Annotated in this window: 12 protein-coding genes and 1 tRNA gene; 6 read left to right on the top strand and 7 right to left on the bottom strand. The window is 54.5% G+C overall.

Going from position 1 to position 13,455, the window contains the following annotated elements; translation table 11 throughout:
- Positions 1–171 precede the first annotated feature (171 nt).
- Positions 172–247 (top strand) — tRNA-Phe (locus ACQE32_RS14725).
- A 311-nt stretch (positions 248–558) separates the two neighbouring features.
- Entirely contained in the window at positions 559–909 is a 351-nt protein-coding gene (locus tag ACQE32_RS14730; protein WP_427022016.1) for a nitrous oxide-stimulated promoter family protein, read from the top strand.
- Positions 910–1,004: 95 nt separating this feature from the next.
- On the opposite strand, the gene ACQE32_RS14735 is transcribed toward ACQE32_RS14730, so the two are convergent.
- Both ACQE32_RS14735 and ACQE32_RS14740 read right to left on the bottom strand, forming a co-directional pair.
- Positions 1,005–1,634 (bottom strand): deoxynucleoside kinase, encoded by a 630-nt coding sequence (locus ACQE32_RS14735; RefSeq protein WP_426973537.1) that lies wholly within the window; start codon positions 1,632–1,634, stop codon positions 1,005–1,007.
- 33 nt (positions 1,635–1,667) lie between these two features.
- Positions 1,668–1,856, bottom strand: a complete 189-nt coding sequence (locus ACQE32_RS14740) for a hypothetical protein (RefSeq protein ID WP_250650862.1) — start codon at positions 1,854–1,856, stop codon at positions 1,668–1,670.
- A 278-nt stretch (positions 1,857–2,134) separates the two neighbouring features.
- Here ACQE32_RS14740 and yghU point away from each other — a divergent pair, with 278 nt between their 5' ends.
- The 3 genes from yghU (at position 2,135) to ACQE32_RS14755 (ending at position 6,176) form a co-directional block, all read left to right on the top strand.
- The gene (yghU, locus tag ACQE32_RS14745; RefSeq protein ID WP_426973541.1) at positions 2,135–2,992 is read left to right on the top strand and encodes a glutathione-dependent disulfide-bond oxidoreductase; all 858 of its coding nucleotides are present in this window, start codon (positions 2,135–2,137) and stop codon (positions 2,990–2,992) included.
- Positions 2,993–3,523: 531 nt separating this feature from the next.
- The gene (locus ACQE32_RS14750; protein WP_426973543.1) at positions 3,524–4,693 is read left to right on the top strand and encodes a M20 aminoacylase family protein; all 1,170 of its coding nucleotides are present in this window, start codon (positions 3,524–3,526) and stop codon (positions 4,691–4,693) included.
- Between the two features lie 79 nt (positions 4,694–4,772).
- Complete coding sequence (locus tag ACQE32_RS14755; protein WP_427022017.1) at positions 4,773–6,176, top strand: MFS transporter; 1,404 nt, start codon at positions 4,773–4,775, stop codon at positions 6,174–6,176.
- A gap of 3 nt (positions 6,177–6,179) precedes the next feature.
- Here the strand turns inward: ACQE32_RS14755 and ACQE32_RS14760 are convergent, their stop codons facing one another.
- From ACQE32_RS14760 to ACQE32_RS14780, 5 genes are read right to left on the bottom strand one after another with little or no spacing between them, the layout of a single operon-like run.
- Positions 6,180–7,439, bottom strand: coding sequence for a phospholipase D-like domain-containing protein (locus ACQE32_RS14760; protein ID WP_427022018.1), 1,260 nt, complete (start codon positions 7,437–7,439; stop codon positions 6,180–6,182).
- The gene (locus ACQE32_RS14765) at positions 7,432–8,076 is read right to left on the bottom strand and encodes a MotA/TolQ/ExbB proton channel family protein (protein ID WP_426973548.1); all 645 of its coding nucleotides are present in this window, start codon (positions 8,074–8,076) and stop codon (positions 7,432–7,434) included. Before ACQE32_RS14765 ends, ACQE32_RS14760 begins: the two co-directional genes overlap by 8 nt.
- A 19-nt stretch (positions 8,077–8,095) precedes the next feature.
- Entirely contained in the window at positions 8,096–10,339 is a 2,244-nt protein-coding gene (locus ACQE32_RS14770) for a TonB-dependent receptor family protein (protein ID WP_427022019.1), read from the bottom strand.
- A 35-nt stretch (positions 10,340–10,374) separates the two neighbouring features.
- A complete protein-coding gene (locus ACQE32_RS14775) occupies positions 10,375–11,142 on the bottom strand; it encodes an energy transducer TonB (protein ID WP_427022020.1) in 768 nt (255 codons plus the stop codon).
- 1 nt (position 11,143) lies between these two features.
- Positions 11,144–11,548, bottom strand: coding sequence for an ExbD/TolR family protein (locus ACQE32_RS14780; protein WP_426973551.1), 405 nt, complete (start codon positions 11,546–11,548; stop codon positions 11,144–11,146).
- 454 nt (positions 11,549–12,002) lie between these two features.
- On the opposite strand from ACQE32_RS14780, the gene ACQE32_RS14785 reads away from it, so the two are divergent.
- Complete coding sequence (locus ACQE32_RS14785) at positions 12,003–13,448, top strand: sugar porter family MFS transporter (protein ID WP_426973746.1); 1,446 nt, start codon at positions 12,003–12,005, stop codon at positions 13,446–13,448.
- The last annotated feature ends 7 nt before the right edge of the window (positions 13,449–13,455 follow it).

Raw genomic sequence — 13,455 nt, forward strand, 5'->3', positions numbered from 1 at the left:
GGGTTTCACCGCGGATTATCGGCCTGCAAGGGTAAAGGTTAAGCAAAGGGAGGCGGGCCAGAGGCCTTTTTATGCCTGTTATTATCTATTGCTGCAAAAGAGCGCAATCAGTCAAAATTTAGTGAAAAGCATTTGACGACTTCGAGGCTTTACGGTTTAATGCGCCCCGTTGCCCGGATAGCTCAGTCGGTAGAGCAGGGGATTGAAAATCCCCGTGTCCTTGGTTCGATTCCGAGTCCGGGCACCACTTCTTTCAAACCCTCGCTGAAAAGCGGGGGTTTTTGTTTTTCAGGACGCGAAACCATCGTGAAACGCTGTTTGAGGGCCGCCAGCCGCCAGATAGTCACGCTTTCCGAGTCCATCCACCAAAGCTTAAACCCCATCCGCAGACAACATTTTTGCGCCAGCCTGATATAACAGTGATGAGATAATCATCTATCGGCTTAGCTGTTTCTGTTGATCGCGCTTAATACCCGCCAGGTGAATTCAGGGTAAAAAGTCACTGTTTGTAACCCACCGTGGCCGTTTACCCCTTACCGATATCATTGGTTATTCGTTATGTCAGGAAAACGCATCCAGCGAGAAAAGTGCACCATTGAGAAAATGATCGCCCTGTATCAGGCTGATTGCCCGCAGGCCGATAACGATACTGAACGTTACCGGTCGCTGTATCACTATGCGGTAAAGCGCCTGGACCGCTGCGCTTTTGGCGAAGAGAAGCCCGCCTGTAAACAGTGTCCGATTCACTGCTATCAGCCCGCAAAGCGCGCAGAGATAAAGCAAATCATGCGCTGGGCGGGGCCGCGTATGCTGTGGCATCACCCCATTCTTGCCATTCGTCACCTGATTGACGACAGGCGGCCCGTGCCGCCGATCCCGGAAAAATATCAGCCCAGGAAAAAAGGGTAGCCTTTTTAGCGCGCAGGCCTGTTACCGGTTGCCCTGCGGAACGCCCGACAGGTTTTACAAAGGCCTGTCCATATACAGGTCTTCCGTTACCTCTTTCAGTGGGTTTGTTGCACCAGCAGCGCGGCCAGCGCATCGACGTCAGCGAAGCCGCTTCCCACCGGGCAGGTGATCAGCCGGGCTGGATAAGCTCGCACCAGCTGCGGCAGGCAGGCGTCGTGAAAACGCTTTAGATCGAGAAAATAGTCCAGCGTATAGGCGGCCTCGCCTGGCCGACCACGCGCCATACAGCTTTCAAAACAGGCCTGCGGACAACGATCGATATAGAGCACTACATCGATCGGCGGATAGTCGCTCAGGCAGGTTTTGATCTGATAGTAATAATCCATATAGGCGGCGTCGGGGCGTTCGGTATGCAGGAAATTGGCGTGACAAAAAACCACGTCACTGTAAAGCGAACGCTCGATCAAATAGTTGCCGTCGGGCAGATCCTTCAATAGCTGCTGGCGCATCCGGGTGATATAGAGCTGAAAGCGTATTCGGGCATCGGCGTCGCCGGGGCTGCTGGTAAAGGCCTGCAGCAGCGCCAAAAACTGCGGATCGCCATCTACCGGCTCTACCATGACCTGCCAGCTTTCGCCACTCAACGCGGTAAGGCGTTCAGCCAGCGGCCCGATAAGCGAGCTTTTACCGGCGGCAATATTGGCCTCAATCGTCATTATCTTCATTCACTTAACCTGCCATACAGAAAATCGTTGCCGCTACCGTGCGGCATCAATGCCAAATAAGCGGCGCAGCACGTTAAAAATTTGCCTGCGACGCGGTAAAGCATAGCCTTCATTATGCGCGATCATCTCTTCTACGCCGATTTCGCCCAGCAGTTCGCGCATCATATTCTCGCTGCTGACGCATTTTTCTACCTGACGCTGTAAATCATCATACCAGGGCACGGTTAGCTCCTTTAGTGGTTAACGCAGCAGCCGTGGCGCTGCTGTTATCTCCCTTATTGCAAGCCGTATGCCATAGTTAAGTGGATGAATCTAAATGGGTAATCTAAAGTGCGCTGTCATTTTGATGCCGCCGAAACCTGTCAAAATGACGCAGGCTTGTCATTTTGACGCGCTGCCCGATGATGAAAGCCAGCACGGTTAAGTTTGTTTAATACCGCCTGCTACACTCGGTGCAGCGTAGCACGTCACTTAATCACTACTATCAAGGACACCACATCATGTCAGAGAACAATTATCAGCCGCCGAAGGTCTGGCAATGGGATCAGCAGGGTGCAGGGAGCTGGTCGAAAATAAACCGTCCGATTTCTGGCGCCACGCATGAGGCGGCTCTGCCGGTGGGTAAACATCCGTTGCAGCTTTACTCGATGGGAACGCCGAACGGGCAGAAAGTAACGATTCTGCTGGAGGAGCTGCTGGCATTAGGTGAAAGCGGCGCGGAGTATGACGCGCATCTGATTCGTATCAGTGAAGGCGATCAGTTCTCCAGCGGCTTTGTTGCGGTTAATCCCAATTCCAAAATTCCGGCGCTGCTTGATCGCTCAGAAACGCCTGCGGTGCGCGTGTTTGAATCAGGCAATATTCTGGTTTATCTGGCGGAAAAATTTGGCCATTTCCTGCCGCAGGCGCGCGGCGCGCGCGCTGAAACCCTGAACTGGCTGTTCTGGCTGCAGGGCTCTGCGCCCTATATCGGCGGCGGTTTCGGTCATTTCTATCACTACGCGCCAGAAAAAATCGAGTACGCCATCAACCGTTTTGCGATGGAGGCCAAGCGTCAGCTGGATGTGCTGGATCGTCAGCTGGCTCAGCATCGCTATATTGCCGGGGAAGAGTACAGCATTGCCGATATGGCGATTTGGCCCTGGTATGGCGTGCTGGTTCAGGGTGGTCTGTACGAGGCGGCAGAATTCCTTGATGCTGCTTCCTATAAAAATCTTCAGCGTTGGGCGCAGGAGATTGGTGAGCGGCCAGCCGTACAGCGCGGACGCATCGTTAACCGTACCTGGGGCGAGCAGTCGCTGCCAGAGCGCCACGATGCCACTGATTTCGACCCCTTTGGGCTGAATCAGGTACGCTAATCTGCAGCCACGGCGGAAAGCCGCCGTGGTTTTGCAGTGAATAAAATACCGCTATTAATTAATAACGCGCATTATCAACAGCGTGTTACTTATTTCCCGCGTACGAATTAGCTGATTAAATAATTAGAACGCATTAGCATTAATTCTAATTAACCGGCTGACTTTAAAATTACTTGTGATTCATGACATAACATTTTAGCCAATGGTTAACTGCTTTTTGGTTTGAAGCCGCTGTTATTATTAACGGTTTAAATAAAAGTAGTAATTAAAATAACATCCGGTAAAGCAGGTCGTGACAGAGATATTATCGTTTTCTTTTTGTAGTGGATAATCGGTAACCGGAGGCTGTCGGGAGGAGAATAATCCAGTCTGGCTGGTTATATAATCATTGCAACTATCCATAATATTAGCCATTTCCATTTTTAGTTTATGTGAAAATGCGCCCGTTTTAATCTGGCATGAGGGGTGAAAATAATCACCGTAATGAATCCGTCATTGTTTTTCTTTTCATGCTATTAAATGAGGTGGGCTATGAGTGGAAAGTTTCAGCATATTATAAACAGTCAGGCGTTATTTACCGCGCTGCGTCGCGATCTGCATCAGCATCCTGAAATTGGGCTGGAAGAGTTGCGCACCAGCAGTATTGTTGCTGATAAATTACGCTCCTGGGGTTATCAGGTGCATCGAGGCATGGCGAAAACCGGCGTGGTGGGCACGCTGAAAGTGGGCCACGGCGGTAAAACGCTGGGCCTGCGGGCGGATATGGATGCGTTGCCAATGCAGGAGCAGACCGGCAAGTCCTGGAGCAGCCGGACAGAAGGGAAATTCCACGGCTGCGGTCATGACGGCCATACGGCAACGCTGCTGTGCGCGGCGGAGTATCTGGCGAAAACACAGAACTTTTGCGGCACGCTGCATCTGATATTTCAGCCGGGCGAAGAGCTGCTCTATGGCGGCAAACTGATGCTGGAAGATGGGCTGTTTCAGCAGTTTCCCTGCGATGCGATCTATGCGCTGCACAATATGCCGGGCTTAAAAAAGGGGCATTTTTACTTTAAAACCGGTGCCATGATGGCTTCGTCAGATACGTTGCATATTGAGGTAAGCGGTAAGGGGGGCCACGGTGCTTTCCCGGAAAAAAGCGTCGATGCCACGCTGGTGGCCTGCCAGATTGTGCTGGCGCTGCAAACGGTGGTTTCGCGCAACGTCTCGCCATTTTCTCCCGCCGTGGTTACCGTTGGCAGCCTCTGCTCAGGCGAAGCGCCTAATATTATCAACGCCAGCGCCATGCTGAAGCTGAGCGTACGCGCACTGGATAATAAGGTGCGGCAGCAGTTGCTTAAACGCATCGGCGATATCGCTCACGGACAGGCGCAAAGCTTTGGCGCGAAGGTAAATATCGATCATATTAACGGCAGCCCGGTGCTGATTAATGACCCTGCGGCAACAGAGTTTGCCATCAACGTGGCGCGCGAGCTGGTCGGCGAAAGCCGGGTCTGCACCAATACCGCGCCGGTCATGGGCAGCGAAGATTTCGCCTTTATGCTGACGGAAAATCCGCACGGCAGCTATCTGTTCCTGGGCGCAGGCGACGAGCCGGAAAGATGTATGGTGCATCATCCAGGCTACGACTTTAACGATGAGCTGATTGTTCCGGGCGCAATGTTTTTTAGCCATCTTGCAGAACAATTTTTAAATTAAATATTGGCTGAGCATTATTCTTTTTGCATTGGGCATCGCGTAAACGCTCACAGGGAAATATAAAACAGAGGGACTCCGAATGTCTGCAACAGAAATAAAACAGATTAAATCCGTAGCGTATCAGGGAAGCGGTCGGTTAATTGTCGGAATTATGGCTGGGGTACTGACGTTTTGGCTGTTTGCCCAGTCGGTGGTGAATATCGTTCCGGCTATTCAGCAGGATGTCGCCATTCCTCTGGGATCGTTAAATTTAGCTATTAGCCTGACGGGACTTTTTTCCGGCTGTTTTATTGTGGTGGCGGGCGGCTTAGCCGATCGTTTTGGTCGGGTAAAAATGACCCAGCTGGGTTTTATATTAAGTATTATTGGCTGCCTGTGTCTGATTATGGCGCAAAATAGCCTGCTGTTTGCCGCAGGGCGAATTATTCAGGGGCTGTCCGCCGCCTGTATTATGCCCGCCACGCTGGCATTAATAAAAACCTGCTATCAGGATGCGGCGCGGCAACGGGCGCTGAGCTACTGGTCGATCGGCTCCTGGGGCGGTTCCGGTCTTTGCTCGCTGGCAGGCGGCGCGATAGCCACCTACTGGGGCTGGAAATGGGTGTTTATTCTGTCGATCCTCTTTGCGCTGGCGGGCATGCTGCTGATCCGCGGCACGCCGGAAAGCAAGGTGAATACCACCGTTTCCCATCGCTTTGACTATTTTGGCCTGTCTACCTTTGTGGTAATGCTTGTTTGCCTGAACTGGGCGATTACCAAAGGCAACGCCTTTGGCTGGACCAGCAGCCTGATCCTGATCCCTGCCATCATATTTTTGCTGGCGGCGGCGCTGTTTTTTACCGGCGCACGGCGTAAAAAAAGCGCCAGCTTTATCGATTTCGCCCTGTTCAGGCAACGAGCCTGGAGCGGGGCGACGCTCTCAAACTTTTTACTTAACGCGGTGGCCGGTACGCTGATTGTCGCCAGCATCTATGTGCAGCAGGGGCGAGGATTCAGCGCCTTTCAGTCCGGTATGTTAACCCTGGGCTATCTGGTTGCGGTACTGGCAATGATCCGTGTCGGTGAAAAGCTGCTGCAAAAGGTGGGGGCGCGTAAGCCGATGCTGTGGGGCACCGCGATGACCGGCATCGGCGTGGCCTTGATGGCGCTAACGCAGCTTCCTGACAGCACCTACGCGGCGGCGGTATTTACAGGTTATGTGCTGTTTGGTCTTGGGTTAGGTTTTTATGCCACTCCCTCCACCGATACCGCTATTTCCAGCGCGCCGGAGGATAAAATCGGCGTGGCGTCCGGTATCTATAAAATGGCCAGTTCGCTGGGCGGCGCCTTCGGCATTGCCATCTCCGCCTCGGTCTATGCCGCCGTGTTGCCGCTGGGCGCAGCAACCGCCGCGACCGCCGGGCTGCTGGTTAACGTCGGGTTTTGCGTAGTTTCATTTATTACCATTGCGCTGATGGTGCCGCGCCAGGCAGGCAGCGCTTAGCCATCAGGGCGTTTTTTTCTCGCCGCCCGGCTGCGGTGGCGGATAGTCATAATCAATACGTAATGCCGCCGCGTAAGGGCTATGCCACAGCTGTTGATAAAGCTGGTTTAACCGCTGCGCCATGCTCTCATTATTTAAAACCAGCTCCAGGTTGCGCGAGTTATCCAGATAGCCGCCGCGCCAGTTGCTGGTGCCTATCCAGGCAAGCCGATCGTCAAGGATCATTATTTTACTGTGGATCACCCGGGCATAAGGAATAAAGCCGCTGCGCGCAGGGGGAATGGTGACCACTTTAATCTCTACGTTGGGTACCAGCGCCAGGCTTTTCAGCCAGTGAATATCGGGGCGGTCGGTATTCCAGTCGGCAACCATCAGTTCAATATGCACGCCGCGTGCTGCCGCGCTGCGTAAGGCGTTATCGATAACCGGATAAAAAGGGCGGCTGTGCTGCGAACCATAAGAGAGCGGCGCATAGTCCATTACCTGAACGCGCACCGAGTGTGTGGCCGACGCCAGCAGCTGCGGTAACGCCGCCTGCGAATCAATGACCCCTGGCGGATTCCAGCTATGCGGGCTGGCGACCAGATAGTTGCCGGCAGGCAGATCCGTGCGCCTCTCCTGACTGGCAACAGGGGGCACCGGCTGATCGGCTGCCAGCAGCGCCTTGGCCTGCCAGTCCTGATTAAATATCGCGGCGATTTGCGCCACCACCGGCGCATCGCTGATGCGTAGGCCAGTCTCCTGAATATGTTCCAGCGCCCGCCAGTCGAAGTTCTGACTGCCGACAAACGCCTGACGAGCGTCTACGACAAAATATTTGGCGTGAATAATGCCGCCGCTGAGTTTGCCAAACGGCATCAGACGTAGCTCAAGATTGGGAATGCTTTTCAGCTGTTCCAGCGTCTCCGGTGTGCTGTTACGCAAACCTTTCTCTTCCATAAGAAAGCGGATTTTTACGCCACGCTCGCCTGCAGCGCGCAGCGTCTGTAGCACTTCATCCAGCTTTGAGCCGGGCTGGTTGGCAACGTAAAACTGGGCGATATCGATCTGCCGTTGCGCACTCGCAAACATCTCGCGCCAGACATCGTCGCTGCGGCGCAGATCTTCCGCCTGTAATTGGGTCTCTACCGGCGCGGTGTAGACCAGCTCATAACCTTCGGTTTCAAAACGCGCGCTGGCGCCGGGACTTAATATCAACAGGCTACTGCTCCAGATTAAAAATTGCAGGCGGCAGCGCCACCTGCACGAAAAAATGTCAGGCATAACGCTGCGCTCCGTTTTTTACCCAGTTATCGGCAGCGTCGGGCAGCGGCAGTGCCGATCCGGCCGCGCGGATAAGCAGCACTTTTAACAGTTCGCCAATGCGATCCATACGGCTTTGCAGATAATTATTGCCTACCAGCGCAATCAGCGCGATGGCAATGCCCAGGCCGGTGGCATACAGCGCAGTGCCCATTCCTGCCGATACCAGGCTCGGCTCAGAAACGCCGGAAGCGGAGAGCGCTTTAAAGGTATCGATAATCCCCATTACCGTTCCCAGCAGGCCAAGCAGCGGTGCGGCGGTAACGATGGTTTCCAGCAGCCACAGTCCACGGTTCAGCTGTGGCTTACTCAGCAGATATTGCGTTTCCACCATATCATTCAGCGACTGCGCGTTATGCTGATTTTTATGCAGCATAATTGGCTGAATCATTGAGAGCGGCAGGCTGTTACGGCGCAGCAGTTCGGCGGGCAGGGCTGTAATCTGCCCTACCTGCGGCGTCAGCGCCTGCTCCAGCTGCCGCGCCTGGCGCCATGTCCAGGCGAAGCTAATCGCCCGCTCAATAATGATCACCAGCGCAATAGCCAGTGAAAAGTACATGATATAAAAGATAATGTCGTGCAGTAAGGTCGCGTTCATTGTGTTGGTTCCTGATTCATCAGAAGGTGGCTTCCAGCGAGACGCTGAAGGTACGCTCCTCGCCAACGTTGTAATAAGGCGTGTTAGCATCCAGTCCGTTACGCGCGCTGGCGTTAAACACGGTGGTGCGTGCCGAGGTGAGATACTCTTTATCAAACAGGTTATCGACGCCGAAACGCAGCGCGGCGCTTTTCACAATTTTTTTATCGACCGGCAGATGAACGCCCGCTGCCAGATCAAATACCGTGCGGCCGCCCACTTTTTCATCATTGGTGAGATCGCCGTAAAACGCGCCAACATATTTAGCGGTTACGCCGCTATACCAGAGGCCATCGTCGTAGCCCAGCGTCAGGTTAAGCAGGTTTTTCGGCACGTTAGGCAGTGTCTTGCCGGAGGTCGGCAGGGTCACACCCTCGGTAGTGAGATCCTCTTTCTGTTCTGAATCGGTGAAGGTATAAGAGGCGTAATAGTTGAAGTTATGCGGCAGCTTTCCGCTCCACTCCAGCTCTATCCCCCGGTTCTCTACCTTGCCGACGTTCATCATTTCATAGTCGCCGCTGCTGTTGGTGGTGGAAACCTGACGATCGCTATAGCGCAGCCAGAACAGCGTGGCGCTCAACAGCATATCTTCCTGCTGGAAACGCCATCCCAGTTCGTGGTTCCAGCTCAGCTCTGGTTTGGTGCTGATCGAGTCGCCGACGTTGTACAGCACATAGTTAGGTGGCGTACGCATATTGCGTGACAGGCTGTAGAACAGCTGATTCTCCGGGTTCAGGCGATAGCTGGCGCTGAAGTTGGGCAGAAGCTTATGGTAGCTGGCGCGGCGATCTTCCGGGCTGCTATACAGGCTGCCATTATTCTCGCCGCGTCGCTCAACGTGCTGCCAGGCCAGGCCGCCTACCAGCGTCCAGTCGGGCGAAAGATACCAGCTATCCTGTACCCAGATCTTTTGCGCTGGCGTAACGGTGTACTGATCGCGGCCCTGTACTGTCTTGCCATTGGCATCGGTTACCTGATTTGAGCCGCCTGGCTCGCCCCACAGATCCGCCGGGTTGCCGTCTGAGTTGATGCTGATAAACGGCTGGGTCTGGCGCTGACGCGCGCGCTCGTACCAGTAGCCGAGGTCGAGGCTGTGCTGTTCGTTAATGTCCCACTTGAGTTTAGTGGTAATGCCGGGGCGCCAGGTCTGTGTCCAGGAAGGGCGATAGTAAGTATTGCTGCTGAGATTGCTTAAATCATACTGTCCGGCCCGGTCCGAGGTGGGAGAGAGCGTTGACGCGTTCTGACCGCTGAAGCTGCCGCCGTTACCCCAGTAATAATAGGGTTGAATGGTCCAGCTCAGATTATCGCGTAGCTGGAGTTTCTGGCTAAAGCTGACGGTCAGGTTTTCAAACGGGTTACGGTTCAGCTTGTAATAGCGGCTTATTTGACCGCGGCTGTTGTATTGCGGCGAGGAGGGAAAATCGCCGGAGCTGCGCCCCTCACTTTCAAATTGCGCCTTGCTGATGGAGTTATAGTTGCTGTTTTCCTGACGGTTATATTTCACAATCAGATTGCTGGTGTTGCCGTTTTCCGCCTCAAACAGTGAGTTCATCTCAAACTTATCAGAGTAGAGACGACCTTCGCCGCGCCATTTTTTCGCTTCGGTATGGGAATAAGAGAGCCAGTTGCTGAAGCCGCTATATTCACCGGTCTCCAGGCGGGCAAAGGTTTTACTGAGATTATTGCTGCCGAGCGTCTGTTTCACGAAGCCGCCGAACTCTTTCGCCGGACGACGGGTCACCAGCCCGATATTGCCGCCGCTGGAGCCGATATGCGGACCATCAGCCTCAGACGCGCCCTGCGTTACAAAGATCTCCTGCAGGTTTTCCGCATCGCCCAACAGGCTAGGGTAGGCCGCATAGTTGCCGGAATCGTTAATGGGAATGCCGTCCATCGACAGGCCAATCTGATCGGAATTCATCCCGCGCATGGTGTAGTCAACGCCGCTCAGGCCGCTGGCATCGGTACTGTTAACATTCAGCCCTGGCGTATATTTCAGCTTATCGATGGCATTGGCGGCGGAAGGCATTTTATCCATCGCCTCTTTTGTCACGGTGGAACGCGCTTTAGGCGTCTCCTCCTGAACCATCATGCCGCCGCCGAGAGAAACGCCCTGCACATCAATGGTGCCGACATCGCTATTCTCTTCCGCCTGCGTCAGGCCGGGCAACAGCGCAGCCATAATCGCAAGAGATATCCCAGAACGTTTAAATGCTGTCATTTTCTTTTCCTGTCGTACGATGAGAGGTTCCGGCATCAGGGGGCCCGGTAGTTGAAAGTGGCGGTAAAACGTTTACGGCTTTGTCCGGCGAAAGCGCCTTCAGGGAAAGGCTTAAGCTGGCTGATACTTTGCAGGCTGCTGCTGGCGGCGCGGTTAAGTAGCATGCTGCGCGCTTTGCCGGCGATGCCGGAAGCGAGCACGCGACCGCTGCGATCCACCTCCAGCCAGACTTCAACGCTGCCTTCCGGACGTTCAAGCGAAGCCTGACGACCGGTGGGATAACGCTTACGCTGTTCCAGATCGCGGCGCAGCGCCTGTAAATAGCCACTCTCCAGCGCGCCCGCACTGGCGACGTTGTTGCTGGCCGCAGGGGCGCGCGACGCGGCGGAGGTCCGGAGCGGCGCGGTCGCCGCCGCCGTCGGCTGTGAGCGGGGCGGGGCTTTAGGTTTATGAGCAGGCTTTGGCTGCGTGGTCGGTTTGGGTTTCGGCTTAGGCTGCGGCGGCGCGACCGGCGGTGTTGGCTGCGGTTCAGCAACCGGCTGGGGTTCGGGATCCGGCAGCGGTTGTGGCGGCGGCGCAGGGTCAGGCTGCGGCACAGGGTCAGGCTGCGGCGCGGGACCCGGTTCCGGCTCGGCAGGCGTCACCGGCGCAGGCGGCTCTGCCAGTACCAGTTCCATGGTGGATTCATCATAACGAGGCTGTACTTTCAGCGTGACCTGCTGGTTCATCCACAGCATCCAGCCTGCCGCCGCAAGGGCAGGGAACCAGCTCAGCAGATGGCGAGAGCGATAGAGCGAGTACATATCACAGTTTCCGTGTGGCGATAGAAACGGAGGTAAAGCCGCCCTGGCGCAGGTTATCCATCACTGTGACCAACCGTTCTACGGCGACGCCCTTATCGCTGTTGAGGATGATGGTCAGCGGTTCGCTCTGCTGCTGCTGTTTTAGCTTACCTACCAGTTCCTGCAAGGCGATCGGTTGCCCATCCAGCTGCAAACGATCGTTATCGCCTAGCGTCACAATCGCTTTTTTCTGCGGCTTCAGCTGTTGCGCGCTTGCCGCACCGGGCAACTGGGTTTTCAGTCCCTGGGCCGGTATCACATTCAGGCTAATCAGCACAAAGAACACCAGCAGAAACATCATCACGTCGATCATCGGGATCAGTTCTATATGCGCTTTGTTTTTCCTGGCTTCATTCCAGCTTCGCATGGCACCTCCTGGGTGAAAGAGCAGCCACTATAGGGGAGCTTTGTTTATTTTTTGTTACGTTTGAAAGACAAAATTTTCACAATATCCCCAGAGAACGGGCATACAGAACGGGTGAACAATAACCCTGGCTTAAGCATGCGCGGAAGGGGGCAAATCAAGAGCGGCGCTGGTCAGCCCAGCAGGCCGGATCGGTGTGTGAAACGTTGATGCGCAATAAGAAGGTAAACGCAACGAAGTACGCCCAGTAAGCAGGTCGCTTTGGATTTCGCTGCCTTGATGTTGCCGCCAACGGTTATTTATTCCTCTGCTGTAACGCTTTTTGTTGTGATCTTTATCACATAAACAGGCGATCTCAGCGAAGCGGGTCTAGACTTATCTTTACCTTTCCCTCTTTTTCTGGAGCAAAACCCTTTAATTTCAATCAATAACATCTGCACAGAACATTACAAAATCAATAACAGGGAGCACTATGACCGACTATTCATCTCAGCCCTCATCCATAGAGGTGACGGAAACCAAAGACACTATCAGGCAACGCATATTTACCGTGGTGCTGGTAGCAACGATGGGGGCGCTCGCCTTTGGTTACGATACCGGCATTATTTCCGGTTCTTTACCTTTTATGTCAGCCGCACCGTCAGAAGGCGGGCTGGGGTTAAACTCCTTTACCGAGGGACTGGTAGCGTCATCACTGATTTTCGGCGCGGCGCTGGGATCGTTTCTTAGCGGCTTTATGTCTGACCGTTTCGGGCGACGCATGACGCTGCGCAGCCTGGCGCTGCTGTTTATTGCCGGCGCGCTGGGTACTGCCGTTGCGCCATCGGTGCCGACCATGGTGGCGATGCGTTTTGTGCTGGGGATTGCTGTGGGCGGCGGCTCTGCCACCGTGCCGGTGTTTATCGCTGAAATCGCCGGGCCTAAGCGACGCGCGCCGCTGGTGAGCCGCAACGAGTTAATGATCGTCAGTGGTCAGCTGCTCGCTTATATCGTCAGCACCGTGATGAGCTATACATTGCACGATCCGCATATCTGGCGCTATATGCTGGCGCTGGCGATGGTGCCGGGCATTCTGTTGTTCATAGGCACCTTCTTTGTGCCCGCCTCACCGCACTGGCTGGTAGCGGAAGGCCGTTTCACCGAAGCGTTAAAAGTGCTGAAAAAGCTTCGTGAAACGCCGCGCGAAGTGCGCAAAGAGATGGCGGAGATGCGCAAGCAAGAGAAGCTGGCACGTAAAGGACCCTCGATAAAAGAGCTGCTTCGGGAGCGCTGGGTGATTCGTCTGCTGCTGACCGGTTGCGGTCTGGGCTTTGTAGCGCAGTTTACCGGCGTAAACGCCTTTATGTATTACACGCCGATTATCCTGAAGACCACCGGCATGGGCACCAACGCTTCCATCGCCGCCACCATCGGTAATGGCGTTGTATCGGTACTGGCGACGCTGGTGGGTATCTGGGCGGTAAGCCGCTTTAGTCGCCGCCGCATGCTGATGGCTGGACTGAGCATCGTGATTCTGGCGCAGGTGGCGCTGGGCATGACGCTGACTTTCCTGCCGCAAAACCTGATGCAAAGTTATCTGGCGCTGGGCTGTATTCTGGTATTCCTGTTTTTTATGCAGATGTGTATCTCACCGGTTTACTGGCTGCTGATGTCAGAGCTGTTCCCGATGAAAATTCGTGGCGCGCTGGCTGGCACCGCCGTCTCGTTTCAGTGGATCTGTAATGCCACCGTCGCTTTCGCTTTCCCGCTGATGTTGAATCTGATCGGCAACCAGACCTTCTTCCTGTTTGTACTGCTGAATATCGGTTCCTTTATTTTCGTTTACTTCCTGCTGCCGGAGACGCGCGGCAAGAGTCTGGAGGAGATCGAGAATATGATGCGTAGCAAATACGGTGAAGTTTAAAAAACCT

Origin of the sequence: Pantoea sp. FN0302 (assembly GCF_050113775.1) — a bacterium.
Taxonomy (GTDB): Bacteria; Pseudomonadota; Gammaproteobacteria; order Enterobacterales; family Enterobacteriaceae; genus Mixta; species Mixta alhagi.

Excerpts from the sequence above, each read along its gene's own strand:
- ACQE32_RS14730 (WP_427022016.1), top strand. The coding sequence starts at position 559 with ATGTCAGGAAAACGCATCCAGCGAGAAAAGTGCACCATTGAGAAAATG.
- ACQE32_RS14735 (WP_426973537.1), bottom strand. The coding sequence starts at position 1,634 with ATGAAGATAATGACGATTGAGGCCAATATTGCCGCCGGTAAAAGCTCG.
- yghU (WP_426973541.1), top strand. The coding sequence starts at position 2,135 with ATGTCAGAGAACAATTATCAGCCGCCGAAGGTCTGGCAATGGGATCAG.
- ACQE32_RS14750 (WP_426973543.1), top strand. The coding sequence starts at position 3,524 with ATGAGTGGAAAGTTTCAGCATATTATAAACAGTCAGGCGTTATTTACC.
- ACQE32_RS14755 (WP_427022017.1), top strand. The coding sequence starts at position 4,773 with ATGTCTGCAACAGAAATAAAACAGATTAAATCCGTAGCGTATCAGGGA.
- ACQE32_RS14760 (WP_427022018.1), bottom strand. The coding sequence starts at position 7,439 with ATGCCTGACATTTTTTCGTGCAGGTGGCGCTGCCGCCTGCAATTTTTA.
- ACQE32_RS14765 (WP_426973548.1), bottom strand. The coding sequence starts at position 8,076 with ATGAACGCGACCTTACTGCACGACATTATCTTTTATATCATGTACTTT.
- ACQE32_RS14770 (WP_427022019.1), bottom strand. The coding sequence starts at position 10,339 with ATGACAGCATTTAAACGTTCTGGGATATCTCTTGCGATTATGGCTGCG.
- ACQE32_RS14775 (WP_427022020.1), bottom strand. The coding sequence starts at position 11,142 with ATGTACTCGCTCTATCGCTCTCGCCATCTGCTGAGCTGGTTCCCTGCC.
- ACQE32_RS14780 (WP_426973551.1), bottom strand. The coding sequence starts at position 11,548 with ATGCGAAGCTGGAATGAAGCCAGGAAAAACAAAGCGCATATAGAACTG.